Annotated in this window: 24 protein-coding genes; 19 read left to right on the top strand and 5 right to left on the bottom strand. The window is 71.1% G+C overall.

Going from position 1 to position 25,496, the window contains the following annotated elements; all coding sequences use genetic code 11:
• Positions 1 to 8 precede the first annotated feature (8 nt).
• The 7 genes from ACIQJT_RS23125 (at position 9) to ACIQJT_RS23095 (ending at position 7,970) form a co-directional block, all read left to right on the top strand.
• A complete protein-coding gene (locus tag ACIQJT_RS23125; RefSeq protein ID WP_402646260.1) occupies positions 9 to 1,070 on the top strand; it encodes an ABC transporter ATP-binding protein in 1,062 nt (353 codons plus the stop codon).
• 13 nt (positions 1,071 to 1,083) lie between these two features.
• Positions 1,084 to 2,214 (top strand): ABC transporter ATP-binding protein, encoded by a 1,131-nt coding sequence (locus tag ACIQJT_RS23120; protein ID WP_402646257.1) that lies wholly within the window; start codon positions 1,084 to 1,086, stop codon positions 2,212 to 2,214.
• 212 nt (positions 2,215 to 2,426) lie between these two features.
• Positions 2,427 to 4,067, top strand: coding sequence for an ABC transporter substrate-binding protein (locus ACIQJT_RS23115; RefSeq protein WP_402646255.1), 1,641 nt, complete (start codon positions 2,427 to 2,429; stop codon positions 4,065 to 4,067).
• 7 nt (positions 4,068 to 4,074) lie between these two features.
• Positions 4,075 to 4,998 carry an ABC transporter permease gene (locus ACIQJT_RS23110; RefSeq protein WP_402646252.1) on the top strand — a complete coding sequence of 308 codons (924 nt, stop codon included), beginning with the start codon at positions 4,075 to 4,077 and terminating at the stop codon, positions 4,996 to 4,998.
• Positions 4,991 to 5,959 carry an ABC transporter permease gene (locus ACIQJT_RS23105; protein WP_365455214.1) on the top strand — a complete coding sequence of 323 codons (969 nt, stop codon included), beginning with the start codon at positions 4,991 to 4,993 and terminating at the stop codon, positions 5,957 to 5,959. Before ACIQJT_RS23110 ends, ACIQJT_RS23105 begins: the two co-directional genes overlap by 8 nt.
• A gap of 6 nt (positions 5,960 to 5,965) precedes the next feature.
• Positions 5,966 to 6,940, top strand: coding sequence for an ABC transporter ATP-binding protein (locus ACIQJT_RS23100; protein WP_402646248.1), 975 nt, complete (start codon positions 5,966 to 5,968; stop codon positions 6,938 to 6,940).
• Positions 6,933 to 7,970 (top strand): dipeptide ABC transporter ATP-binding protein, encoded by a 1,038-nt coding sequence (locus ACIQJT_RS23095; RefSeq protein ID WP_365455208.1) that lies wholly within the window; start codon positions 6,933 to 6,935, stop codon positions 7,968 to 7,970. The genes ACIQJT_RS23100 and ACIQJT_RS23095 overlap by 8 nt, the downstream gene beginning before the upstream one ends.
• A gap of 122 nt (positions 7,971 to 8,092) precedes the next feature.
• On the opposite strand, the gene ACIQJT_RS23090 is transcribed toward ACIQJT_RS23095, so the two are convergent.
• Positions 8,093 to 10,213 (bottom strand): prolyl oligopeptidase family serine peptidase, encoded by a 2,121-nt coding sequence (locus ACIQJT_RS23090; RefSeq protein ID WP_402646244.1) that lies wholly within the window; start codon positions 10,211 to 10,213, stop codon positions 8,093 to 8,095.
• Between the two features lie 188 nt (positions 10,214 to 10,401).
• Between ACIQJT_RS23090 and ACIQJT_RS23085 the strand changes: the two genes are divergently transcribed.
• The 8 genes from ACIQJT_RS23085 to ACIQJT_RS23050 all read left to right on the top strand — a co-directional run bounded on the left by ACIQJT_RS23085 (position 10,402) and on the right by ACIQJT_RS23050 (position 18,005).
• Positions 10,402 to 10,596, top strand: a complete 195-nt coding sequence (locus ACIQJT_RS23085; protein ID WP_031041890.1) for a hypothetical protein — start codon at positions 10,402 to 10,404, stop codon at positions 10,594 to 10,596.
• A 46-nt stretch (positions 10,597 to 10,642) separates the two neighbouring features.
• Positions 10,643 to 11,500 carry an N-acetyl-1-D-myo-inositol-2-amino-2-deoxy-alpha-D-glucopyranoside deacetylase gene (gene mshB, locus ACIQJT_RS23080; protein WP_402646241.1) on the top strand — a complete coding sequence of 286 codons (858 nt, stop codon included), beginning with the start codon at positions 10,643 to 10,645 and terminating at the stop codon, positions 11,498 to 11,500.
• Positions 11,497 to 11,907 (top strand): DUF6113 family protein, encoded by a 411-nt coding sequence (locus tag ACIQJT_RS23075; RefSeq protein WP_402646238.1) that lies wholly within the window; start codon positions 11,497 to 11,499, stop codon positions 11,905 to 11,907. The genes mshB and ACIQJT_RS23075 overlap by 4 nt, the downstream gene beginning before the upstream one ends.
• 248 nt (positions 11,908 to 12,155) lie before the next feature.
• Positions 12,156 to 14,462 carry a hypothetical protein gene (locus ACIQJT_RS23070; protein ID WP_402646235.1) on the top strand — a complete coding sequence of 769 codons (2,307 nt, stop codon included), beginning with the start codon at positions 12,156 to 12,158 and terminating at the stop codon, positions 14,460 to 14,462.
• Positions 14,463 to 14,564: 102 nt separating this feature from the next.
• The gene (locus tag ACIQJT_RS23065; RefSeq protein ID WP_402646232.1) at positions 14,565 to 15,476 is read left to right on the top strand and encodes an ABC transporter ATP-binding protein; all 912 of its coding nucleotides are present in this window, start codon (positions 14,565 to 14,567) and stop codon (positions 15,474 to 15,476) included.
• Positions 15,473 to 16,228: an ABC transporter permease gene (locus ACIQJT_RS23060; RefSeq protein WP_402646229.1), complete on the top strand. Its 756-nt coding sequence runs from the start codon at positions 15,473 to 15,475 to the stop codon at positions 16,226 to 16,228. The genes ACIQJT_RS23065 and ACIQJT_RS23060 overlap by 4 nt, the downstream gene beginning before the upstream one ends.
• Positions 16,225 to 17,391: a sensor histidine kinase gene (locus tag ACIQJT_RS23055; protein WP_402646226.1), complete on the top strand. Its 1,167-nt coding sequence runs from the start codon at positions 16,225 to 16,227 to the stop codon at positions 17,389 to 17,391. Before ACIQJT_RS23060 ends, ACIQJT_RS23055 begins: the two co-directional genes overlap by 4 nt.
• Complete coding sequence (locus ACIQJT_RS23050; protein ID WP_402646223.1) at positions 17,388 to 18,005, top strand: response regulator transcription factor; 618 nt, start codon at positions 17,388 to 17,390, stop codon at positions 18,003 to 18,005. Before ACIQJT_RS23055 ends, ACIQJT_RS23050 begins: the two co-directional genes overlap by 4 nt.
• A 73-nt stretch (positions 18,006 to 18,078) precedes the next feature.
• Here ACIQJT_RS23050 and ACIQJT_RS23045 read toward each other — a convergent pair whose 3' ends face one another.
• Together ACIQJT_RS23045 and ACIQJT_RS23040 are read right to left on the bottom strand one after the other, a co-directional pair.
• Positions 18,079 to 18,930 (bottom strand): transglutaminase-like domain-containing protein, encoded by an 852-nt coding sequence (locus ACIQJT_RS23045; protein WP_365455184.1) that lies wholly within the window; start codon positions 18,928 to 18,930, stop codon positions 18,079 to 18,081.
• Between the two features lie 32 nt (positions 18,931 to 18,962).
• A complete protein-coding gene (locus tag ACIQJT_RS23040) occupies positions 18,963 to 19,970 on the bottom strand; it encodes a GNAT family N-acetyltransferase (protein ID WP_402646221.1) in 1,008 nt (335 codons plus the stop codon).
• A gap of 140 nt (positions 19,971 to 20,110) precedes the next feature.
• Between ACIQJT_RS23040 and fdxA the strand changes: the two genes are divergently transcribed.
• Together fdxA and ACIQJT_RS23030 are read left to right on the top strand one after the other, a co-directional pair.
• Positions 20,111 to 20,428, top strand: a complete 318-nt coding sequence (gene fdxA, locus ACIQJT_RS23035) for a ferredoxin (protein ID WP_020136779.1) — start codon at positions 20,111 to 20,113, stop codon at positions 20,426 to 20,428.
• A gap of 122 nt (positions 20,429 to 20,550) precedes the next feature.
• Complete coding sequence (locus ACIQJT_RS23030; protein ID WP_402646504.1) at positions 20,551 to 21,645, top strand: bifunctional succinyldiaminopimelate transaminase/glutamate-prephenate aminotransferase; 1,095 nt, start codon at positions 20,551 to 20,553, stop codon at positions 21,643 to 21,645.
• Between the two features lie 65 nt (positions 21,646 to 21,710).
• Here ACIQJT_RS23030 and ACIQJT_RS23025 read toward each other — a convergent pair whose 3' ends face one another.
• Positions 21,711 to 22,166, bottom strand: a complete 456-nt coding sequence (locus ACIQJT_RS23025) for a hypothetical protein (protein ID WP_053850236.1) — start codon at positions 22,164 to 22,166, stop codon at positions 21,711 to 21,713.
• Between the two features lie 274 nt (positions 22,167 to 22,440).
• On the bottom strand, positions 22,441 to 23,406 hold the full coding sequence (locus tag ACIQJT_RS23020) for a heavy metal transporter (RefSeq protein ID WP_402646216.1): 966 nt from the start codon (positions 23,404 to 23,406) through the stop codon (positions 22,441 to 22,443).
• Positions 23,407 to 23,490: 84 nt separating this feature from the next.
• Here ACIQJT_RS23020 and dapE point away from each other — a divergent pair, with 84 nt between their 5' ends.
• Both dapE and ACIQJT_RS23010 read left to right on the top strand, forming a co-directional pair.
• Positions 23,491 to 24,570 (top strand): succinyl-diaminopimelate desuccinylase, encoded by a 1,080-nt coding sequence (gene dapE, locus ACIQJT_RS23015; RefSeq protein WP_402646213.1) that lies wholly within the window; start codon positions 23,491 to 23,493, stop codon positions 24,568 to 24,570.
• Between the two features lie 110 nt (positions 24,571 to 24,680).
• The gene (locus ACIQJT_RS23010; protein ID WP_365455171.1) at positions 24,681 to 25,439 is read left to right on the top strand and encodes a TIGR00730 family Rossman fold protein; all 759 of its coding nucleotides are present in this window, start codon (positions 24,681 to 24,683) and stop codon (positions 25,437 to 25,439) included.
• The last annotated feature ends 57 nt before the right edge of the window (positions 25,440 to 25,496 follow it).

Below are 25,496 nucleotides of genomic sequence, written 5' to 3'. Positions count from 1 at the left end.
GAACCACCGTGACCACACTGACCAAGACCGAGGACGCCCCGGCCCCTTCCGGCTCGGACGGCTTCCTCTCAGTGCGCGATCTGAAGGTGCAGTTCTCCACCGAGGACGGCATCGTCAAGGCTGTGGACGGCCTGTCCTTCGACGTCGAGCGCGGCAAGACCCTCGGCATCGTGGGCGAGTCCGGCTCCGGCAAGTCCGTCACCAACCTGACGGTCCTGGGCCTGCACAACCCGCGCAACACCACCGTCGACGGCGAGATCGTCCTCGACGGCAAGGAACTCGTCACCGCCACCGAGCGCGAGCTGGAGCAGCTCCGCGGCAACAAAATGGCGATGATCTTCCAGGACCCGCTGACCGCGCTGTCGCCGTTCTACACGGTGGGCCGTCAGCTCTCCGAGCCGTTCATGAAGCACCGCGGCGCCTCCAAGAAGGAGGCCAAGGACCGGGCGATCCAGATGCTGGAGAAGGTCGGCATCCCGCAGCCCAAGACGCGCTTCGACGACTACCCGCACCAGTTCTCCGGCGGTATGCGCCAGCGCGCCATGATCGCCATGGCCCTGATGTGCGACCCCGAGCTGCTGATCGCCGACGAGCCGACCACCGCGCTGGACGTCACCGTGCAGGCCCAGATCCTGGACCTGCTCAAGGACCTCCAGCAGGAGTTCGGCTCCGCGATCATCTTCATCACCCACGACCTGGGCGTCATCTCCAACATGGCGGACGACCTGCTGGTGATGTACGCCGGCCGGGCCGTGGAGCGCGGCAGCGTCCGCGAGGTCATGCGCGCGCCCCGCCACCCCTACACCTGGGGTCTGCTCAGCTCGATGCCGCGGCTGGACAGCGACGTCAACGAGGAACTGGTGCCGATCCCCGGCTCCCCGCCCTCGCTGCTCAACCCGCCCTCGGGCTGCCCCTTCCACCCGCGGTGCGCCTTCAAGGACGAGGTGCCCGGCACCCTCTGCACGGACTCGCGGCCCCCGCTGGGCGAGGGACGCGCCTCCGCGTGCCACCTGACGGCGGAGCAGAAGCAGACCATCTTCATCGACAAGATCCAGCCCCGGCTGCGCTAGGGAGAACCGAGACATGAGCGACAACCTCACCCTCCCCGCCCAGCAGGGTTCCACCGGGACCTCGACCGAGGAGCTCCTCAAGGTCGAGGGCCTGACCAAGCACTTCCCGATCTACGGCGGCTTCCCGATCAAACGCAAAGTCGGCGCCGTCCAGGCCGTCGACGGTGTGGACCTGACGGTCGGCGTCGCCGAGAGCGTCGGCCTGGTCGGCGAGTCCGGCTGCGGCAAGTCGACGACCGGCCGGCTGATCACGCGGCTCCTGGAGCCCACGGCCGGCAAGATCACGTACTCCGGCCAGGACATCACGCACGCTTCGCGCAGGCAGCTCGCGCCGGTGCGGTCCGAGATCCAGATGATCTTCCAGGATCCGTACTCCTCGCTCAACCCGCGGCAGACCGTCGGCGCCATCATCAAGTCGCCGATGGAGGTCAACGGGATCGAGCCGCAGGGCGGCCGGGAGAAGAGGGTCCGGGAGCTGCTGGAGCTCGTCGGCCTCAACCCGGAGCACTACAACCGCTTCCCGCACGAGTTCTCCGGCGGTCAGCGCCAGCGCATCGGCGTGGCCCGCGCGCTCGCCCTGAACCCCAAGCTGATCGTGGCCGACGAGCCGGTCTCAGCGCTCGACGTGTCCATCCAGGCGCAGGTCGTCAACCTGCTCAAGAAGGTCCAGGACGAGCTCGGGATCGCGTTCCTGTTCATCGCCCACGACCTGGCCGTCGTACGGCACTTCTCGCAGCGCGTCGCGGTGATGTACCTCGGCAAGGTGGTCGAGGTCGGCGACCGGGACTCGATCTACAACCGGCCCCGGCACCCGTACACCCACGCGCTGCTCTCCGCCGTCCCCGAGGTCGAGCTGGACGAGGAGGGCGACGGCCGGGAGCGGATCCGGCTCTCCGGTGACGTCCCCTCGCCGATCCACCCGCCGTCCGGCTGCCGCTTCCGCACCCGGTGCTGGAAGGCGCAGGACAAGTGCGCCACGGACGAGCCCCCGCTGGTCCAGATCTCCGGCAACAGGGCGGGCCACCTGACGGCCTGCCACTTCCCGGAGGACCCGACCACGGAGGCCCGCGACGAGGACGTGATCATGGATCCCGCCCTGAAGGCCCTGGAGGACGCGGCGGAGCCGACGACCGACAAGAACTGACGACGGTTGCAACACCCCGGCCGGGGGCGGAGGCGCAGCGCCTCCGCCCCCGGCCGTCGTTCGACGCGGTGCTGCCCCGTGACCGGAGTGCCGGGGCAGGCCGTTCACCCCACCCCTCACCCCGCGGCCCCCCAAAGGCCTACCCAGGCGTGCGGAACGTCCCTCTTGACACGATATTGGCCGGTAACGGATCAGTCTTGAGGAGGCACTCCATGCGTGGAGCCACGCACGCCAAATGGGCCGCTTGCGCGGCGGCGGTAGCCCTCGCGGCGACGGCCTGCGGCGGTGGGGACAGCGGCAGCGACAGCGGCAGCAGCGACGGCGGCGCCGTGCTCAGCTCGTCGTGGGGCGACCCGCAGAACCCGCTGGAACCGGCCAACACCAACGAGGTGCAGGGCGGCAAGGTCCTCGACATGATCTTCCGCAGTCTGAAGAAGTACAACCCGGAGACGGGCAAGGCCGAGGACATGCTCGCCGAGAAGATCGACACGAGCGACTCGCAGAACTTCACGATCACCGTCAAGGACGGCTGGACCTTCAGCAACGGCGAGAAGGTCACCGCCAAGTCCTTCGTGGACGCCTGGAACTACGGCGCCTCCCTCAAGAACAACCAGAAGAACGCCTACTTCTTCGGCTACATCGACGGGTACGACAAGACCCACCCCGAGGACGGCAGCAAGCAGACCGCCGACACCCTCTCCGGGCTCAAGGTCACCGGTCCGAGGACCTTCACCGTCAAGCTCAACCAGAAGTTCTCGACCTTCCCCGACACCCTCGGCTACCCGGCCTACGCCCCCCTCCCGCAGGCGTTCTTCAAGGACCACGCGGCCTGGCTGAAGAAGCCGGTCGGCAACGGGCCGTACACCATCGAGTCGTACACCAAGGGCTCGCAGATGGTCCTGAAGAAGTGGGACGGCTACGACGGGCCCGACAAGGCCCAGAACGGCGGCGTGACCCTCAAGGTCTACACCGACAACAACACCGCCTACACCGACCTCATGGCCGGCAACCTCGACCTCGTCGACGACGTCCCCGCCGCCCAGCTCAAGAACGCCAAGAACGACCTGGGCGGCCGGTACATCAACACCCCCGCCGGCATCATCCAGACCCTCGCCTTCCCGTTCTACGACAAGAACTGGAACAAGGCCGGGATGGAGAAGGTCCGCACCGGCCTGTCCCGCGCGATCAACCGCGACCAGATCACCGAGACGATCTTCCAGAAGACCCGCACCCCGGCCACCGACTGGACCTCCCCGGTCCTCGGGAAGGAAGGCGGCTTCCAGGACGGGCTGTGCGGGGACGCCTGCGACTACGATCCCGCCGCGGCCAAGAAGCTGATCCAGGAGGGCGGCGGCCTCCCCGGCGGCGGCGTCAAGATCACCTACAACGCGGACACCGGCTCCCACAAGCAGTGGGTCGACGCCGTCTGCAACTCCATCAACAACGCGCTCGACAACGACAAGGCGTGCGTCGGCAACCCGGTCGGCACCTTCGCCGACTTCCGCAGCCAGATCACCGCGAAGAAGATGAGCGGCCCCTTCCGGGCGGGCTGGCAGATGGACTACCCCCTCATCCAGAACTTCCTCCAGCCGCTCTACTACACCAACGCCTCCTCCAACGACGGCAAGTGGTCCAACAAGGACTTCGACAAACTCGTCAACGAGGCCAACGCCGAGACCGACACCGGCAAGGCCGTCGAGAAGTTCCAGCAGGCCGAGGAGGTCGTACGGGACAACATGGCCGCCATCCCGCTCTGGTACCAGAACGGCAGCGCGGGCTACTCCGAGCGGCTCTCGAACGTGAAGCTCAACCCGTTCAGCGTTCCCGTCTACAACGAGATCAAGGTCGGCTGACCCCGCCATGGGACGGTACGTCGTCCGGCGCCTGCTCCAGATGATCCCGGTGTTCGTCGGGTCGACCCTGCTGATCTTCCTCATGGTGAACGTGATGGGCGACCCCATCGCGGGCCTGTGCGGCGACAAGCAGTGCGACGCGGCGACGGCCGCCCAGCTCAAGCGGGAGTTCGGCCTCGACAAGCCCGTCTGGCAGCAGTACCTGACCTACATGGGGAACGTCTTCACCGGCGACTTCGGCACCGCGTTCAACGGCCAGAAGGTCACCGAGCTGATGGCGACGGCGTTCCCCGTGACCATCCGGCTGACCGTCGTCGCGATCCTCATCGAGATCGTCATCGGCATCACGCTGGGCGTGGTCACCGGACTGCGGCGCGGGCGGCCCGTCGACACCTCGGTCCTCCTGCTCACCCTCGTCGTGATCTCCATCCCCACCTTCGTCACCGGTCTGCTGCTCCAACTGCTCCTCGGTGTCCAGTGGGGCTGGATCAAACCGTCGGTCTCCACCGACGCCGGCTTCGACGAGCTGATCGTGCCGGGCCTGGTCCTCGCGTCCGTGTCACTGGCGTACGTCACCCGTCTGACCCGCACGTCCATCGCGGAGAACAGGCGCTCCGACTACGTCCGCACCGCGGTGGCGAAGGGCCTGCCCAGACAGCGGGTCATCGTGCGGCACCTGCTGCGCAACTCGCTCATCCCCGTCGTCACCTTCATCGGCACCGACATCGGCGCCCTGATGGGAGGTGCGATCGTCACCGAGCGCATCTTCAACATCCACGGCGTCGGCTACCAGCTCTACCAGGGCATCCTGCGCCAGAACACCCAGACCGTGGTCGGCTTCGTCACCGTCCTGGTGCTGGTGTTCCTGGTGGCCAACCTGCTCGTCGACCTCCTGTACGCCGTTCTCGACCCCAGGATCCGCTATGCCTGAGCCCCAGGAACCAGAGGGCGCGATCGCCGCGACCGGAATGGGCGGCGCGATGGACCTCGCCGTGAGCGAGGCGAACACCCTGGAGAAGGGCCCCGACGGTCCGGGCCCCCAGGACAGACCCCGCTCCCTGTGGTCCGACGCCTGGCGCGACCTGCGCCGCAACCCCGTCTTCATCCTCTCCGCCCTGGTGATCCTCTTCCTGGTCGTCATCTCCCTGTGGCCGTCTCTGATCGCCTCGGGCAACCCGCTCAAGTGCGACCTCGCCAAGGCCCAGGAGGGCTCCCAGCCGGGGCATCCCTTCGGCTACGACGGCCAGGGCTGCGACGTCTACACGCGCACGGTCTACGGCGCCCGTACGTCCGTGACGGTCGGCGTCTGCGCCACGCTGGGCGTCGCGATCCTCGGGTCGATCCTCGGCGGCCTGGCGGGGTTCTTCGGAGGCTTCTGGGACTCGGTCCTGTCCCGCATCACCGACATCTTCTTCGCGATCCCCGTCGTCCTCGGCGGTCTGGTGCTCCTGTCGGTCGTCACGAGCAACACGGTGTGGCCGGTCATCGGGTTCATGGTGCTGCTCGGCTGGCCGCAGATCTCCCGCATCGCGCGCGGCTCGGTGATCACCGCCAAGCAGCACGACTACGTGCAGGCGGCCAGGGCGCTCGGCTCCTCCAACTCCCGTCTCCTGCTGCGCCACATCACCCCGAACGCGGTCGCCCCGGTCATCGTGGTGGCGACCATCGCCCTCGGCACGTACATCTCGCTGGAGGCGACGCTGTCGTACCTCGGCGTGGGCCTCAAGCCCCCCACGGTCAGCTGGGGCATCGACATCTCGGCGGCCTCCGCCTACATCCGCAACGCCCCCCACATGCTGCTGTGGCCCGCCGGAGCCCTCGCGATCACGGTCCTCGCCTTCATCATGCTCGGCGACGCGGTCCGCGACGCCCTCGACCCGAAGCTGAGGTGAGTCGTCGTGCTGCTCGAAGTACGTGACCTGCACGTGGAGTTCAGAACCCGGGACGGAGTGGCCAAGGCGGTCAACGGGGTCGACTACGGGGTGGACGCGGGGGAGACCCTCGCGGTGCTCGGGGAGTCCGGCTCGGGGAAGTCGGTGACCGCGCAGGCGATCATGGGGATCCTCGACATGCCGCCGGGGAGGATCACCGGCGGCGAGATCGTCTTCCAGGGGCAGGACCTGCTGAAGCTCAAGGAGGACGAGCGGCGCAAGGTCCGCGGCGCCGAGATGGCGATGATCTTCCAGGACGCGCTGTCCTCCCTCAACCCCGTGCTCTCCGTCGGCGACCAGCTCGGCGAGATGTTCGTCGTGCACCGGGGCATGTCGAAGAAGGACGCGCGGGCCAGGGCGGTCGAGCTGATGGACCGGGTGCGCATCCCGGCCGCCAAGGACCGGGTGAAGGACTACCCGCACCAGTTCTCCGGCGGGATGCGCCAACGCATCATGATCGCCATGGCGCTCGCCCTCGAACCCGCCCTGATCATCGCCGACGAGCCGACCACCGCCCTCGACGTCACCGTCCAGGCCCAGGTCATGGACCTGCTCGCCGAGCTCCAGCGCGAGTACGACATGGGGCTCATCCTCATCACCCACGACCTCGGTGTGGTCGCAGACGTCGCCGACCGGATCGCCGTGATGTACGCCGGCCGGATCGTCGAGCAGGCACCCGTGCACGACATCTACAAGGCGCCCGCCCACCCCTACACGCGCGGACTGCTCGACTCCATCCCCCGTCTCGACCAGAAGGGCCAGGAGCTGTACGCGATCAAGGGGCTGCCGCCCAACCTGATGCACATCCCGCCGGGTTGCGCGTTCAACCCGCGCTGCCCGATGGCCCGGGACGTGTGCCGCACCGACGTGCCCCCTCTGTACGACGTCGCCGACGGACGCACCAGTGCCTGTCACTTCTGGACGGAGTGCCTCAATGGTTGAGCCGATCCTGGAAGTGGGTGGACTGGTCAAGCACTACCCGTTGACGCAGGGGGTCGTGTTCAAGAAGCAGGTCGGTGCCGTCAAGGCCGTGGACGGTGTGGACTTCGCGCTCCACAAGGGCGAGACCCTCGGCATCGTCGGGGAGTCCGGCTGCGGCAAGTCGACCGTCGCCAAGATGCTCGTCCACCTGGAGCGGCCCACGCAAGGGTTGATCAAGTACAAGGGCGAGGACATCACCAAGCTGTCCGGCAAGGCGCTCAAGTCGGTCCGCCGCAACATCCAGATGGTCTTCCAGGACCCGTACACCTCCCTCAACCCCCGGATGACGGTCGGCGACATCGTCGGGGAGCCGTACGACATCCACCCCGAGGTGGCCCCCAAGGGCGACCGGCGCCGGAAGGTCCAGGAGCTGCTGGACGTCGTCGGCCTCAACCCCGAGTACATCAACCGCTATCCGCACCAGTTCTCCGGCGGCCAGCGCCAGCGCATCGGCATCGCGCGCGGGCTGGCCCTGCGCCCGGAGGTCATCGTCGCCGACGAGCCGGTCTCCGCCCTCGACGTCTCCGTCCAGGCCCAGGTGATCAACCTCCTGGACCGGCTCCAGAGCGAGTTCGAGCTGTCGTACCTTTTCATCGCGCACGACCTGTCGATCGTCCGGCACATCTCGGACCGGGTCGGGGTGATGTACCTCGGGCGGATCGTGGAGACCGGCACGGACACCGAGATCTACGAGCATCCGACCCACCCCTACACCCAGGCGCTGCTGTCCGCCGTGCCGGTGCCCGACCCGGAGGCCCGGGAGCACCGCGAGCGGATCATCCTGTCCGGTGACGTCCCGTCCCCGACGAACATCCCGTCCGGCTGCCGCTTCCGCACCCGGTGCTGGAAGGCCCGGGAGCGCTGCGCGCTGGAGGTGCCTGCGCTCGCGGTACCCGCGGAGTTCCGGCTCCTGGGCGGTCCGGCCGCGCACGACTCCGCGTGTCATTTCGCCGAGGAGAAGCAGGTGGTGCCGCCGGAGGCGGCGGAGTAACACGGAGGCAACCCGGCCGACCCTGTCCCGATATACGGACGCGTCAGTCTCTACGACGTACGGCCGTGCGGGTGCCGTAAGCGGGCCGGGACGCGCCATGTCGTCCCGGCCCGCTGCCGTGCCTACACCAATCCCAACGACCGCTTCAGGAAGTCGAGCTGAAGCCGCAGCAGGTTCTCCGCGACCGTCTCCTGCGGGGTCATGTGGGTCACGCCGGACAGCGGCAGCACCTCGTGCGGGCGGCCCGCGGCCAGCAGGGCCGAGGACAGGCGCAGGGAGTGGGCGACCACCACATTGTCGTCCGCGAGACCGTGGATGATCATCATCGGGCGGTGCGGCCCGGCCGCGTCGACCAGACCCTCGTCGTCGACCAGCGAGTTGCGCCGGTAGACCTCCGGCTGCTCGTCCGGGTGGCCGAGGTAGCGCTCCTGGTAGTGGGTGTCGTACAGGCGCAGGTCGGTGACCGGGGCGCCCACCACCGCCGCGTGGAAGACGTCCGGGCGGCGCAGCGCGCCGAGGGCCGCCAGGTAGCCGCCGAAGGACCAGCCGCGGATCGCGACCCGGGACAGGTCGAGCGGGAAGTCCTCGGCGAGCGCCTGGAGCGCGTCGACCTGGTCCTGGAGGACGACGGCCGCGAGGTCGTCCCGGACGGCCTTCTCCCAGGCGGGGGAGCGGCCCGGGGTGCCCCGGCCGTCGGCCACGACCACCGCGAAACCCTGGTCGGCGAACCACTGCGAGGTCAGGTGCGGATTGTGCGCGGCGACGACCCGCTGCCCGTGCGGACCCCCGTACGGGTCCAGCAAAACCGGAAGGGGGCTGTCACCGGTGTAGTCCTGCGGCATAAGCACGGCGCACGGGATCTTCCGTGCGCCCCCCTCGGTGAGCGTCACGCGCGGGGTCAAACCGGGATCTTCCGCGTACGACAGGACAGTCGCCGTCTCCTTGCCGTCGCGCAGAACCCGGGCGCGGGCCCCCGGCCGGTCGAGGGTCGCCGACACCAGCACGATCACGCCCCCGGCGCGCACCGCCGAGTGCACGCCGGGCTCCTGCGACAAGCGCTCCACTCCGAGCTCGTTCACCCGGTAGACGTGCACCTGGCCGGTCTCCGGGGACTGCGCCTCCGCACCGGCCGACGCCGAGACCAGCACGTCGTCCCGGGCGACGTCCAGCACCGCGCGGACGTGCAACTGCGGTCCGGTGAGCACCCGTTCCCCGACCGCGAGCACCCGCGCACCACCCTCGTCGGCGATCCGCACGAGCTGTCCCGAAGGGCTCCAGCAGGGCACCCCGGGGAAAAGATCAAGCCAAGTTGGATCTTCGTCCGCGTGCACCATCCGGGTCGCGCCGGACACCGGGTCCACCGCCAGATAGAGCTGACTGCGCTGGTCGCGCGCCTGTACGAGCAGCAGCGGAGCACCCGCGGCTGACCAGTGCACATGGGCCAGATACGGATAGCGCCGCCGGTCCCAGGAGACCTCCGTGCGCGTCCCGTCCAGGGCGATCACGAACAGCTGTACGTCCGCGTTGGGGGTGCCCGCGGCCGGGTACGGGACGTGTTGTGGATCACGCTCCGGATGGGCCGGGTCGGAGATCCACCAGCGCCGCACCGGCGTGTCGTCCACACGCGCGACCAGCAGCCGGTCCGACTGCGGCGACCACCAGAAACCCCGTGACCGGCCCATCTCCTCCGCCGCGACGAACTCCGCCAGGCCGTAGGTGACGTGGTCGGACTCCGGGGAGGCGAGCGCCCGGTCGTCCCCGCCCTCGGCGCCCACGACCCGCAGGGAGCCCTGGGCGACGTACGCGACGTGCCGTCCGTCGGGAGCCGGGCGGGGGTCGATCACCGGCCCGGGGACCGGCAGTTCACGTGCCGTGCCGGCCCGCAGCTCCGCGGTGAAAAGCCGCCCTGACAAGGCGAAAGACGCCAACTCGACGGCGGTGTCGGTGGCGTAGCCGACGATGCCGGCACCGCCCTCGCGGCTGCGTTCGCGGCGGGCCCGCTCCTCGGGGGACAGGCGCTCCTCGGTACCGCCGAGGAGGGCGCGCGGATCGGCCGCCACGCGCTCCCCGCCGTCCGTCACGTCGAGCATCCACAGCGAACTGGCCCGGTCCGTGCCGGAGTTCGAGCGCAGGAACACGACACGCGATCCGTCGGGCGCCACGGTGAACGCGCGCGGCGCGCCGAGGGTGAAGCGCTGGGTACGGGCGTGCCGTCGGGGAAAGGAGTCAGGCTCGGTCGTCATGCCCCGACCATATTGGCCATGCGCCCCCTTGTGCGGCCGTGCGCCGACGGATGCGCAGGCACGGATAGTTATGATCACTACCGCATAGTGGGTATGAATCCGCTGGCTGCTGTATGGATTTATCTGCCCCCATAGTTCCGTTCCCGTCCGACCCCCCACGTCCCTGGGTTCTTTGGAGGTGAGCCGCCGTGGCACTCTCGATTTCGGCGGTGGTGCTGCTGGCGATCATCGTCTTCTTGCTGATCAAGAAGTCGGGCTTGAAGGGCGGTCACGCGGTCGTGTGCATCCTGCTCGGCTTCTATCTCGCCGCTTCCTCGATCGCCCCGACGATCAGCGAGCTGACGACGAACATCGCGGGCATGATCGGCAGTATCAAGTTCTGACACCGGCTGAGCGGGACTGTCCGTGACTCCTCGTAGGCTGGGGGCCATGACGGAACAGCCCGCTCGGCGTCTTCTCCTGGTGCACGCGCACCCGGACGACGAGTCGATCAACAACGGCGCGACCATGGCCAGGTACGCGGCCGAGGGAGCCCGGGTGACCCTGGTCACCTGCACCCTCGGCGAGCGTGGCGAGGTCATCCCGCCGCAGCTCCGGCACCTGACCGGCGCCGCCCTCGCGGAGGAACGCGAGCGCGAGCTGGCCGCGGCCATGGAGCGGCTGGGCGTCGAGGACTTCGGTTTCCTCGGCGGCCGCGGCCGGTACCGGGACTCCGGGATGATGGGCACCGCCGACAACGACGACCCGCACTGCTTCTGGCGCGCCGACGTCGACGAGGCGGCCGGGCATCTCGTCGAGGTGATCCTCGAGGCCCGCCCCCAGGTCCTCGTCACCTACGACGACCACGGCGGGTACGGCCACCCCGACCACATCCAGGCCCACCGCGTCGCCATGCGCGCCGTCGAGCTCGCCGCCGACGCCGGCTGGCGGATCCCGAAGGTGTACTGGAACCGCGTACCGCGCGCGGTCGGCGAGCAGGCCTTCGCCCGGCTCCGCACCGACCTGCCCGGCCTCCCCTTCACCAAGGCCGCCGTCCTCGACGACGTGCCGGGTGTGGTGGACGACGCGCGGGTCACCACCGAGATCGACGGCACGGCGTACGCGGCCGCAAAGAGTGCCGCGATGGCCGCCCACGCGACCCAGATCGACGTGTCCGGCGCGTACTTCGCGCTCTCGAACGAACTCGCGCAACCTCTCTTCACCACCGAGTACTACGAACTGGTCGGCGGGGAACACGGGAGGAACAGGGAGACCGACCTGTTCTCCGGGATCGAGGGCGCGTCATGAGCGACCGTACATCGATGCTGGCCCAGCCCCTGCAGCGTCCCTCCGTCGGACGGGCCGCCGCCTACGTGGGCCTTTTCGTGCTCGGGGCGGTGGTGGGGCTCGCCGGAGCCCTGGTGCAGGGCGGCTGGTTCCCGGGCGGGCTGCTGCTCGCGCTCCTCGGCGAGGCCGGACTGCTGCTCGGCGGGGCCCGCGCCACCGGCAGCCGCGCCGGAGCCGTCGCGCCCGCCGGCGGCTGGATGCTCGCCGTCATCTTCCTCACCACCAGCCGTCCGGAAGGCGACTTCGTCTTCGCCGCGGGAAGCGGCTCCTATCTCTTCCTGCTCGGCGGTATGGCTGTGGCTGTGATCTGCGCCACCCTTGGACAGGGGCGGCAACCGGGCGGCGACGCCGTCCGACTTGGCAAGTGACGTACCACTTCTCCGCATCGAGCGCGTGCGAGTCCGGTGTGGGTTTCCCCAGCGGTCGTGGGATACCGGCCAGAAGTGGCCAGTATGGTGGTGCGCGCCGCCGACGCCCGAAGCAGTGAGGTCGAAACGGGCGGCGGAGCCAACCGGGAGAACCTGCCTTGAGTCGTGAAACTGACAGTCCGTCCTCCGGGCCCAACGGGCGCGGCGGAGCCGCCTACCCCTCGGGCACGCCGCCGTACGGGACGCCGATGGCTTCCGACGGCGGTCCGGACGCGGGCCGTTCGGCCACGCAGCCGGAGGAGCGCAAGACCGAGACCACGCTGACGACCCGGATCCGGATCAACATCCCGGGTTCGCGGCCCATTCCGCCGGTCGTCGTGCGCCAGCCCGTCGGGGAGACGGAGAGTTCCGGCGACAGCGGCCCCGAGACCGAGGCCCCGGCGCCGAGCCCCTCGTCGACCACCGGCACGGTCGAACTGCCCGCCGAACCGGCCCCGCCGGCCGAGGAGAAGGCGAGCGACTGGTTCGCGCCCCGCAAGTCCGGCCCCGCCAAGCCCTCTCAGGGCGGCGGCGCGGGCAACGGACCCGCTCTGCCGGGCGGTTCGGGCGCGGGTGCGGGAGCTCCCGCTGCGACCGGCCCCCGGCCCGGTGGTGCGGGCGCGTCCGGCGGCGCACGTCCCGGGGCCGGGCGCCCCGGTGGTGTGGTCGGTTCCATGAGCGTGCCGGGCGGTGCCCGCCCCGGCGCCACGAACGGTGCCGGACTCCCGGGTGCCACGGGCGGCCCGGTCGCTCCGGGCCACGGCGGCGGCACGGGCTCCTTCGACGTCACCGAGGCGCTCAACGGCGGCCAGCGCGGCAGCGAACCCCGCCGCGACGAGCTTCCGTACTTCGCCGAGAACGGCAACGGCGCCCCGGCCGGGGAGAACGCGCAGGGCGTCCCGAACGGACAGGGCGGCCAGGGCGGCTTCGGCACGCAGGGCGGTTCCACCGCACCCACCGGCGCCGGCGGACCCACCGGTCCCGGCGGCCCCGGCGGGCAGAACGGCCAGATCGACTACGGCGGCGGCTTCGGCGGCCCGGGGGGTCCCGGCGGCCAGGGCGGCTCCCAGGGGCCCGCGGGCCCGACCGGCGGCCCCGTCACCGGTGACGGCCCGGTCGTGCCGCCCGCCGGACCGGACCCCTTCGCCCGGCACGAGTCCTTCGGCGGCGAGTCCTTCACCGGTCCCGACACCTTCGGCGGTCAGGGTGGCCCCGGCGGCCCGGGCAACGGCTCACGCGGCCCGGGCGCTCCCGGCGTCTCCGGCGGCCGTCCCGCCGGCCCAGGCGCCCCCGCTCCCGGTGGCGCTCCCGGTGCCGGCCTCGGCCCCGGTGGCGGCCTGAGCGACGACACCGCGATCCTCACCCCGCAGAAGCCCGCCCCCGAACCGGGAGCGCCCGGCTACAGCGCCCCGGACAACGTCTCCGGGCACACCGTCACCAGCGGTATGCCGGTCGTGCCGTCGGGCGCCCAGAACGCCCCCTTCGGCCAGGCCACCGAGGGCCGTACGCCCCCGAAGCTGCCCGACAGCCCGGCGCAGCAGGCCCCGGCCGCCGCGTCGAAGAAGAAAAAGAAGAAGGGCCGCAGCAAGCTGGCGATGGTCGGCGGCACCGTGGTCCTGCTCGCCGTCGGCGCCTACGGCGCCGGTCTCCTGATGAACCGCTCCGACGTGCCCAAGGGCACCACCGTGCTCGGCGTGGACATCGGCGGCGGCACCCGCGACGACGCCGTCAAGAAGCTCGACGACTCCCTCGGCAGCCGCGTGAACCAGCCGCTGAAGCTGTCGGTCGGCGGCGGCACCGTCTCCCTCAAGCCGGACCAGGCCGGACTCCAGCTCGACGAGCAGGCCACGGTCGCCGCGGCCGCCAAGAGCGACTACAACCCGGTCTCCGTCATCGGCTCCCTCTTCGGCAACCACCGGGTCGTCGACCCGGTCATGCCGGTCGACGAGGAGAAGCTCCAGGCGGCCCTGGAGGACGCCTCGGGCGGTGCCGGCTCGGCGACCGACGGCACGATCAAGTTCAAGAACGGCAAGGCCGTCGCCGTGTACGGCAAGGCCGGCAAGGGCATCGACGTCGCCAGGTCGACCGCGGCGGTCGAGGAGGCGTACCGCACCCAGGTGGAGACCGGCACCGCCGGCAAGGTGACGCTGCCCACGGTCACCAAGCAGCCGACGATCTCGAACGCCGAGGTCGACCGGGTGATGAAGGAGTTCGCGGAGCCCGCGATGTCCGACCGCGTCACCATCCAGACCGACGCGGCGCACAGCATCCAGTTCGGCTCGCTGTCCCTGCCGAAGATCCTCGGGTTCAAGGCGGTCAACGGCAAGCTCGTGGAGACGTACGACCTCGAAGCGCTCAAGGAGGCGTACGGCACCACCTTCGTCGGCGTGCAGATCAACGGCGCGAGCGGCAAGCGCGACGTGCTGCCCGAGGACGTGGCCTCCGCCCTCCGCAAGGCACTGCGCGGCAAGACGGCGGCGGAGCGCGTCGGGGTCATCGACACCGACCCGAGCTGACCCGTCGCGAGCGGCGCACGGAGTGCCGCATGACAGATGTCATGCGGCACTCCGGACGGCCGACACTGCCCGCCACCGCACCCGCGCGGCCAGCATGGCCGTATGACAACGACAGCCCCCGTGGTCGCGTTCGACCAGGTGTGCAAGGCGTACGGCGAGGTACGTGCCGTGGACGGACTGACCCTGACCCTGCGGCCGGGGGAGACCGTCGCGCTGCTCGGGCCCAACGGCGCGGGCAAGTCGACCACCCTCGATCTGCTGCTCGGCCTCAAGGCGCCCGACAGTGGCAGCGTCCGCCTCTTCGGCGGCACCCCGCGTGAGGCGATCGTCGCCGGGCGCGTGGGCGCGATGCTCCAGAGCGGCGGCCTGATGGACGAGGTCACGGTCGCCGAGCTGGTACGGCTCGCCTGCGACCTGCACCCCAGGCCGTACCGGCCCTCCGAGGTGCTGTCCCGCGCGGGCGTCGCCCAGATCGCCGACCGGAAGGTCAACAAGCTCTCCGGCGGCCAGGCCCAGCGGGTCCGCTTCGCCCTCGCGACCGCCGGCGACAGCGACCTGATCGTCCTGGACGAACCGACGACCGGCATGGACGTCACCACCCGCCAGGCCTTCTGGGCCACCATGCGCGAGCAGGCCGACCAGGGCCGTACGGTCCTGTTCGCCACCCACTACCTCGAAGAGGCCGACGCCGTCGCCGACCGGGTGCTGGTCCTGCACCGCGGCCGCCTGCTCGCCGACGGCACCGCCGCCGAGATCAAGGCCAAGGCGGGCGCCCGCCGGATCGCCTTCGACCTGGACGGCACGATCGACGAGGCCCCCCTGCGCGCACTGCCGTTCCTGAGCGCCATCGACGTGTCGGGCCACACCGTCCGCATCCAGTCCACCGACGCCGACGCGACCGTCCACGCCCTCTACGGCCTCGGCGTCTACCCCCGCAACCTCGAAGTCGCCGGGCTCGGCCTGGAGCAGGCCTTCGTCGCCATCACCGCCGCCGAGGAGGCCAGGCAGTCATGAACACCTTCGCTTCGCGGGGCCTGATCAAGCTGGAACTCGTCCGCGCCCTGCGCAACCGCAAGTTCCTGTTCTTCTCGGTGCTGTACCCGTCGCTGCTGTTCCTGATCATCGCGGGCGGCTCCGGGACCACCGACGAGGTCGACGGCACCGGCCTGACGGTCGCGACCTACATGATGGTCTCGATGGCGTCCTTCGGCGCCCTGACCGCCGTCCTGATGGGCAACAGCGAGCGCATCGCGAAGGAGCGGGAGGGCGGCTGGGTACGGCAGTTGAGGCTGACCGCCCTGCCGGGGCACGGCTACGTCCTCGCCAAGACGGCGAGCGCGGCCGTGGTGAGCCTGCCCTCGATCGTGGTGGTGTTCGTCGTCGCCGCGATCGTGAAGGACGTACGCCTGGACCCCTGGCAGTGGCTCGCCCTCACCGGCGCGATCTGGGCCGGGAGCCTCGTCTTCGCCGCGCTGGGCGTCGCCATCGGGTACCTCGCCACCGGCGACGCCGTCCGCCCGATCACCATGATCACCTACTTCGGTCTGTCGCTGCTGGGCGGCCTGTGGATGCCCACGACGACCTTCCCGCGGTGGCTCCAGGACATCGCCGAGTGGCTGCCCACGCACGCGTACGCTGCCCTCGGGCAGGCCATCGAGCAGAGCCGCGCCCCACACACACAGGACATCGCCATCCTGGCCGTCTCCTTCGCCCTGTTCGCGGGCGGCGCGGCCTGGCTGTACCGGAAGGACACGTTGAAGGCGTGAGCGGCACCGGCGTCGGGATCGGGCAGCGCCCGGAGACCCGCAAGCAGATGATGGTCAAGATGCTGTGGACGGGCATCTGGCTGGTCTATCTGAGCGCACCCGTCTCGGACCTCCTGCACGGCGGCCACGGAGTCGCGGCGGTCGTCCTCGGCTGGCTCGGCCTCGCGGGCTTCGTCGCCTGGTACCTGGCCCTGCTGTTCCGGACCGGCCGCCGCAACGCCCAGGAGTTCGTGCTCGCCTCCCTGGCGGTCCTGTCGGCCGAGTCGGCCCTGCTCGTCCTCACCCTGGGCCGCGAGTGGCTGGTCCTGTTCGTGTACGTGTCGATCGCGTCCGGCGCGGCTCTGCCGCTGCGGCTCGCCCGCTGGACCGTCCCCGTCGCGTCCGCCCTGATGGCGTGCCTCGCCCTGGTCGTCACCGACGGCACGGAGTACATCGGCGCCCTGCTCATCCCGGCCCTGCTCGGCGGCTTCGCGATGACCGGCGTCCGCGAACTCGTCCGGACCACCATCGAGTTGCGGGAGGCGCGGGCCCGGGTCGCCCAGCTCGCCGCCAACGAGGAGCGACTGCGCCTGGCCCGCGACCTGCACGACCTCCTCGGCCACTCCCTGTCCCTCATCACGCTGAAGAGCGAACTGGCCGGCCGGATGCTGCCCGCGCACCCCGACAAGGCGGCCCAGCAGGTCGCCGACATCGAACAGGTCAGCCGACAGGCCCTGGTGGACGTCCGTGAGGCGGTCTCCGGCTACCGGCGCCCCCGCCTCGCCGCGGAACTCGCGGGCGCGCAGGTCGCGTTGGCGTCCGCCGGAGTGAGCGCCACGCTGCCCGCCGAGCCCGACCTCACCGGCGTCCCCGAGGAGAGCGAGTCGGCCCTCGCCTGGGCGCTGCGCGAGGCGGTCACCAACGTCGTACGGCACAGCGGTGCCCGCGGCTGCACGGTGGAGCTGCTGCACCGCCAGACCCTCGACGGGCCGCGGCTCGAACTCACCGTCGAGGACGACGGCTCGGGCGGCTCGGGCGACGGCCCCGGCAACGGCCTCACCGGTCTCACCGAACGCCTGGAGAAGGCCGGCGGCACCCTGGAGGCAGCCGGCACCCGGCGCGGCTTCCGGCTGGTCGCCCGCGTGCCGGCCGGGGGCGCGGGCGACATAGGATCCGCCTCATGACGAGCCGCACGATCAAGGTCCTGCTGGCCGAGGACCAGTCGATGGTCCGCGAGGCCCTGGCCGCCCTGCTCGGCCTGGAGGACGACATCGAGGTCGTCGCCCAGGTGGCCCGCGGCGACGAGGTCCTCGCGGCGGCCCGCGCCCACGACGTCGACGTGGCCCTCATGGACATCGAGATGCCGGGCGCCACGGGCCTGGAGGCGGCGGCCCAGCTCCACGAGGAACTGCCGGCGGTCAAGCTCGTCATCCTCACGACCTTCGGCCGCCCCGGCTACCTGCGCAGCGCGATGGAGTCGGGCGCCGACGCCTTCCTGGTCAAGGACGCCCCCGCGGCCCAACTGGCCGAAGCGGTACGCAAGGTGCTGGCGGGGGAGAAGGTCATCGACCCCACCCTCGCGGCGGCGGCCCTGGCGGAGGGAGCCAACCCGCTGACGGACAGAGAGCGGGAGGTTCTGAGGGCGGCGGCCGACGGCTCCACGAACGCGGAGTTGGCGCAGACCCTCCATCTCTCCCAGGGCACGGTCCGCAACTACCTCTCGACGGCGATCCAGAAACTCGCGGTACGGAACAGGGCGGAGGCAGTTCGGATCGCAAGAGAAAAGGGCTGGCTGTAAGCGCTTTTTTGCTTTTAGGGGCGCGGGGAACTGCGCGACAAGCCCCCACCGAGCTGCACCCGACACACAACCGTCAGTTCAACATCGCTCGCGCGGCCTGTGCCTGCTGTCGCAGACGAGCCGCGGCCGCCTCGTCCACCGCCGCCACCACCCCCGCATACGCCTCCAACTCCCCCGCTCCCTCGACGAAGTCGCCCCGCTGCACGAGCAACTGCGCCCGCTCGTACCGCAGTCGGGCCGGGTGCGAGGGCAGCAGCAGGGCCAGCTCCACAGCCCATAGTCCCACGTCCGACCGCTCCGGCCGGGCCGCGGCCCAGGCCCGCACGTTGTTCAGGATCCGCTGCACCACCTCCAGCGGATCCGCCGGACCCAGCATCGACGGATCCAGTGAGCCCCCGGTGGCCCCGGCGACCAGCACCTCCGCGTCGCCCCCGCTCAACACCCGCCCCCCGTCGAAGGGATCGGCCAGCACCTGCTCCTCCGGCGGCCCGAACCCCACGACGAAGTGCCCCGGCAGAGCGACCCCGTGCACGGGAGCCCCCGCCCGCCGGGCCACCTCCATCCACACCACCGACAGCAGGATCGGCAGCCCGCGCCGCCGCACCAGCACCTCGTGCAGCAACGACGACTCCAGTCGCTGGTAGTCCCCGGCGGAGCCGCGGAACCCGCACCGGTCGCCCAGCAGCTCCCGCAGCGCCACCGCCCAAGAACGCGGTCCGCCCGGCCGGAACGGCAACCGCCCGGCCAGCGCGTCGAGTTCGATCTGGGCCGCGTCGATGCCGGCCTCGTCGAGCGCCCCGTCCGCCTGCGCGCCCACGAGCAGGCACAGCGCGGACAGGTCGGGCCGCTCGGACCGCGCCTCTTCGGCGAACCGCCTGCGCAGCTCGGCGGAGCGTTCGGGCGGTGGGGGAAACGGGGGACGCATAGCTGGCTCGTGCCCTTTCGCGGCGATCGCTACTACCGCGGCCCGCCGGAGGGGTCCGGCTCGCGGTAGTGGTGGTAGGCGTGGTGCGGGGCGAACCCCATCCGCTCGTACAGGGCCCGCGCACCGGCGTTGTCCGACTCGACCTGGAGCCACCCGGCCGACGCCCCCTCGTCGAGGGCCCGCCGGGCCAGAGCCGCCATCACGGTCGAGGCAAGCCCTCGGCGCCGTAGCGCGGGATCCACCTCGACCGCCGCGAACCCGGCCCACCGGCCGTCCACGACACAGCGCCCGATCGCGGCCGGAGCGTCCTCGCCCGGGACGGTGGCGAACCACACCGACGGTCCGCTCCCGAGCACGCGAAGCGCCACGTCGCTCACCCCCTTGCGCTGATACCGCGCCAGCCAGTCCGCGCCGGCCTCCCGGGACAGGACCACGGTCTCGTCCGACGGCCGGTCCGCGACCGGTGCCAGAGCCCCGATCCACAACTCCGCCGTCACCTCCCGCGTCCACCCGCGCGCCTCCAGCTCCGCGCACAGCACCTCCTGCGTGCCGGCGGCGCCGGTAGCGGTCTGGACGTACGCCGGCAGACCGCGGTCGCCGTACCACCGCCGTACGGCGGCCAGGGCCTCGTCGAGCGGCAGGCCGGGGTCCCCGAGCGGAAGGACCGAGTTGGCGCGGCGGGTGAACCCGGAGGCGGCGCGCAGTTCCCACTCGCCGAGCCACTCGCTCTCGACGGGCCGCCAGCCGCGCGCGGTGATCCGGGCCAGCTCCTCGTAGGAGGCGGCCGGGCCCCGGCGGCGGGCCGGTCCGGCAGGGACGACCTTGCCCGCGACCAGCGTGGATTCCGCGATGCGGACGCTCTCCCCGTCCCGGCGCGTGATCATCAGCACACCGTCGTCCCATGATGTGAGAACACCCACCGTGTCGGTGAACTTCTCCCCGGCGCCACCGGTGGCGTCCAGGCACCGCACGGATACCCGTTTGCCCACGTCAGCTGCGGAGATACGGACGACGAGGCGCCCCGCGGCGGAGATTTCCACAGGTCAGTTCACCCCTCCTGTTCGGATCATGCCCAAGAACGGAGATACTAGGGGCGGGCATCGACGACGCCGCGCTCCCGCGCGCCAGGCGGCGGAGCCTGAGGAGGCCCGCCAGCGCCCTATGGAGGAGGAACGACAGCGTGACCTACGTCATCGCGCAGCCTTGTGTCGACGTGAAGGACAAGGCCTGCATCGAGGAGTGCCCGGTCGACTGCATCTACGAGGGCTCCCGGTCCTTGTACATCCACCCGGACGAATGCGTCGACTGTGGTGCCTGTGAGCCGGTCTGCCCGGTCGAGGCGATCTTCTACGAGGACGACACCCCGGACGAGTGGAAGGACTACTACAAGGCGAACGTCGAGTTCTTCGACGATCTCGGCTCGCCCGGCGGCGCCAGCAAGCTGGGTCTGATCGAGCGGGACCACCCGTTCATCGCCGCGCTGCCGCCGCAGGCATAGTCATCCGCACCAGCGGCCCGCACCTCGTGCCGCCTCGGTCCCGTACGGCCTGATTCGCCTCCGAGCGCGGCCGTACGGGACCGAGGCGTTTGCCGTACGACCCGAAAGTGAGCGCCACAGCCGTGTCCGCAGTCTCCGACCGCCTCCCCGCCTTCCCCTGGGACCGACTGGAGCCGTACAAGCAGACGGCTCTCCGGCACCCGGGCGGCATCGTCGACCTCTCCGTCGGCACCCCGGTCGACCCGGTCCCCGATCTCGTCCAGAAGGCCCTGATCGACGCGGCGGACTCCCCGGGCTACCCGACGGTGTGGGGCACCCCGGCCCTGCGCGACGCGCTCACCGGCTGGGTCGAGCGGCGCCTGGGCGCCCGCGAGGTCACCCACCGCCACGTCCTGCCGATCGTCGGCTCCAAGGAACTCGTCGCCTGGCTCCCCACCCAGCTCGGCCTCGGCCCGGGCGACCGGGTCGCCTTCCCGCGGCTCGCCTACCCGACGTACGAGGTCGGCGCGCGCCTGGCCCGCGCGGACCACGAGGTCTACGACGACCCCACCGAGCTGGACCCGGCGGGCCTGAAGCTCCTGTGGCTCAACTCCCCCTCCAACCCCACCGGCAAGGTGCTCTCCAAGGACGAGCTGACGAGGATCGTCGCCTGGGCCCGGTCGCACGGCGTCCTGGTCTTCTCCGACGAGTGCTACCTGGAGCTGGGCTGGGAGGCCGACCCGGTCTCGGTCCTGCACCCGGCCGTCAACGGCGGCTCCTACGACGGCATCGTGGCCGTCCACTCGCTGTCGAAGCGGTCCAACCTCGCCGGCTACCGGGCGGCCTTCCTCGCGGGCGACCCGGCCGTGCTGGCGCCCCTCCTGGAGATCCGCAAGCACGGCGGCATGATGACCTCGGCGCCCACCCAGGCCGCGGTGGTGGCGGCCCTGGGCGACGACACCCACGTGCGCGAACAGCGCGAGCGCTACGCGGCCCGCCGGACCTTGCTGCGCCGGGCCCTCCTGGACCACGGCTTCCGCATCGAGCACAGCGAGGCCAGCCTCTACCTGTGGGCGACCAGGGACGAGTCCTGCTGGGCGACGGTCGGGCACCTGGCCGACCTCGGCATCCTGGTGGCCCCCGGCGACTTCTACGGCACGGCGGGCGAGAAGTTCGTACGGGTCGCGCTGACGGCGACGGACGAGCGGGTGCGCGCGGCGGTCGAGCGACTGGCGTGAGGCGTCCCGGACACGGCGAAGGGGCCCAGGGATTCCCTGGGCCCCTTCGCCGTGTGCGCGGGGTTCTAGCCGAGCGGGAGGCTCTTCACCGGCAGGGTGTCCGCCGACGGCAGGCCGCCGCCCTTGGCGAGGGAGTCGGTCGGCAGGCCGCCCTTCGTCGCCGTGGACGTCGTGTCGCCGAGGACGCCCCCGGCGGAGCCCGCGGCGTCGCCCGCCGCCTTCTGCGCCACCGGCGCCGCCTTCTTCACGGCCTTGCCACCGGCCTTGCCCGCGGACGGCACGGCCTTCTCGACGGCCTTGCCGCCGGTCTTGCCCGCGGTCCCGGTCAGGTTCTGCGTCGCGCCGTCCACCGTGTTGCCGACGTGCGCCCCGTCCAGAGCGGTCAGCCCGCCGAGGTTCGGAGTGGCGGGCAGCGCGGCGGGGGCCGCACTGGCGGAGCCGGCCGCACCGACCCCGGCGGCCGCTCCCGCAGCGACGAGCAGCGCGGCACGGGCGATCCTGCGGGTCAGGGGGAGGGACATGTTGCTCCTTCGACGGAGGAAACGTTGCTAGGACGCCGTGACTACCGCTCGAAGCCGACGAAGGTTGCGGACGCGCAACGTAAAGAGTTGGTAATGCGTCGCATTATCACCTGCGGATAAAAACGGGCAAAAACCTTCCGGTGCGAAAGTCCTTCGAATCCCCGCAGCCCTTTGTCCGCAAGGGATTTCGCGGTCACGGGGGTGAGGTCACGAAAACCTGCGCACACCCGCCGCGGCGACGGCCGGACGTGACCCTTCCAGGTGATCTTCCGAACTACCGTGCCGTCAGTATCCGCACCGAGCCGGTGCCGTCCTCGCCGCCCGTCGCGCGCCACTCGCTGGCGGTGCTCCCGGCCGTCCACTGCCGCCCGGCGTACGTGACCCGCTCGATGCGCAGCGCCGAGGCGTTGGCGACCGCCCAGTGGGCGAGCTGCCAGCCGCGCTCGGTGAGACTGCGGCGGGCACCCGGGCCGGTGTCCGCGCGCACGGGCAGGGTCACGGTGCGCGCGTCCGCGGTGGGCGCCGGACCGGGCTCGGCCTCGCCGCCCACCTCGGCGGCGGCCGTCTCCAGCGCGTCGCGCCCGAAGTCGCGGACCAGGGCCGAGCGCACCGCGTCCGGACCGGTGGCGGCGGCCTGCGCGGCCCCGCCGCTCTCCTGGCGGCCGTCACAGGTGAGGGTGGCCGCGGAGGTGCCGGTGAGGGCGGCGGCCAGCAGCCGGGCGTCCGGCTCGTGCTTGGCGTACGCCTCCGGATAGCCGCTGCGCTGCACGCGCTGGGCGGCGACGGTCAGCGGGAGGTCCTGGTAGCCCCGCACCTTGACCAGGTGCTTGTAGAACTCGCCCGCCGCGTACGTCGGGTCCAGGATCTCCTTCGGGGTGCCCCAGCCCTGCGAGGGCCGCTGCTGGAACAGGCCGAGGGAGTCCCGGTCGCCGTGCGAGATGTTGCGCAGCCCCGACTCCTGGAGGGCGGTGGCCAGCGCGATGGTCACGGCCCGCTCCGGCAGCCCGCGTCCGGTGCCGACGGCGGTGATCGTCGCCGCGTTCACCGCCTGCTCGGGCGTGAACTCGTACGACGGCCCGTCCGCCCTGCCCGAGACGACTCTGCAGACCGGACCGTCCGAGCCTCCGGTGACGTACTGCACCACGAGGTAACCGGCGACCGCGCACAGGACCACGAGGGCCGCCCCGAAGCGGAGGAGACGGCCACGGCGCTTGCGAACAGGGGGCAACGGCTCTGGCATCCGGACAAGATACTGGAGAGTACTGAGACGTCCGAGACGGACGGGACAGTGAGTGCGCGGAGCGGGGGCGTTAGGGTCGGGAGCATGGCCGACACCCCCCTTGACCTTTCGCTGGACGCAGCCCGGCTCACCGCGCAGCTCGTCGACTTCCCCTCCGAGAGCGGCACCGAGAAGCCCCTCGCGGACGCGATCGAGACCGCCCTGCGCGCCCTGCCGCACCTGACGGTCGACCGCCACGGCAACAACGTCGTCGCCCGCACCAACCTCGGCCGTCCGGAACGCGTCATCCTCGCCGGCCACATCGACACCGTCCCCATCGCGGGCAACGTCCCCTCTCGCCTCGACGACGAGGGCTACCTGTGGGGCTGCGGCACCTGCGACATGAAGTCCGGGGTCGCGGTCCAGCTGCGGATCGCGGCGACGGTCCCGGAGCCCAACCGCGACCTCACCTTCATCTTCTACGACAACGAAGAGGTCGCGGCCCACCTCAACGGCCTGGGACATGTGGCCGAAGCCCACCCCGACTGGCTGGAGGGCGACTTCGCGGTCCTCCTGGAGCCGACGGACAACCAGGTGGAGGGCGGCTGCCAGGGAACCCTGCGGGTCCTGCTGACGTTCAAGGGGGAGCGGGCGCACTCCGCGCGCGCGTGGATGGGGTCCAACGCGATCCACAAGGCCGCACCAGCCCTCGCCAAGCTGGCGGCCTACGAGCCGCGCAGGCCCGTGGTGGACGGGCTGGAGTTCCACGAGGGGCTCAACGCCGTACGGGTGGAGGGCGGAGTGGCGACCAACGTCATCCCCGACTCCTGCACGCTGACGGTCAACTTCCGTTACGCCCCGGACCGCAGCGAGGCCGAGGCGGAGGCCTTCGTCCGGGACTTCTTCGCGGACTGCGGGGTCGACGAGTTCACCCTCGACGACCACACCGGCGGCGCCCGCCCCGGTCTGACCCATCCCGTCGCCCAGGCCTTCATGGCCGCGGTCGGGGGTGTGGCCCGCCCCAAGTTCGGCTGGACGGACGTGTCCCGCTTCAGCGCGCTGGGCGTGCCCGCGGTGAACTACAGCCCAGGTCAGCCACTGCTCGCGCACAAGGTGGACGAGCGGGTGAAGGCGTCCCTGATCCCGGAGGCGGAGCAGAAGCTGAGGGCCTGGCTGACGTCGTGACAGGGCGGTGTGCCGGCGGCGCTTCATGGCGGACATGCCTACGTCCCCCCTCCGTAACCCGCGTAGATCTACGCTGAGACGGAAGAACCAGGCAAGCGGAGGGAGCGCACATGGCTACCGGGAACCCCGAGGGCAAGAAGCAGCCGCCGGAGGAGCAGCGCCTGGGACCCGTCCTCCGCAGGCGGGGACAGGTCACGGCGAGCACGACCGACCAGCGCCTGCTGGACGCGGGCGGCCCCTCGGACTGGGTCCACACCGACCCCTGGCGCGTGCTGCGCATCCAGTCGGAGTTCATCGAGGGCTTCGGCACCCTCGCCGAACTCCCGCCCGCGATCAGCGTGTTCGGCTCGGCGCGGACACCGGCGGACTCCCCCGAGTACGAGGCGGGCGTGCGGCTCGGCCGGGGCCTGGTGGAGGCGGGCTTCGCCGTCATCACCGGCGGCGGCCCCGGCGCCATGGAGGCGGCCAACAAGGGCGCCTGCGAGGCGAACGGCACCTCCGTGGGCCTCGGCATCGAGCTCCCCTTCGAGCAGGGGCTCAACCCCTACGTCGACATCGGGCTCAACTTCCGCTACTTCTTCGTCCGCAAGATGATGTTCGTGAAGTACGCGCAGGGGTTCGTGGTCCTGCCGGGCGGCCTCGGCACCCTCGACGAGCTCTTCGAGGCGCTGACCCTCGTCCAGACCCAGAAGGTCACCCGCTTCCCGATCGTCCTCTTCGGCACCGAGTACTGGGGCGGCCTGGTCGACTGGCTCACCAACACGCTGGTCGCCCAGGGCAAGGCGTCGGAGAAGGACCTGCTCCTGTTCCACGTGACGGACGACGTGGACGAGGCGGTGGCGCTGGTGTCGAAGGAGGCGGGCCGCTAGCGCGGGGCTCGGACCGGGTTTCGGAGGGGCTGGACTTCCAGCCCCTCCGGCGTTTGC

The sequence above is a fragment of the Streptomyces sp. NPDC091972 genome, assembly GCF_044756385.1.
GTDB lineage: Bacteria > Actinomycetota > Actinomycetes > Streptomycetales > Streptomycetaceae > Streptomyces.
This window is presented reverse-complemented; position numbering and strand designations above follow the sequence as displayed.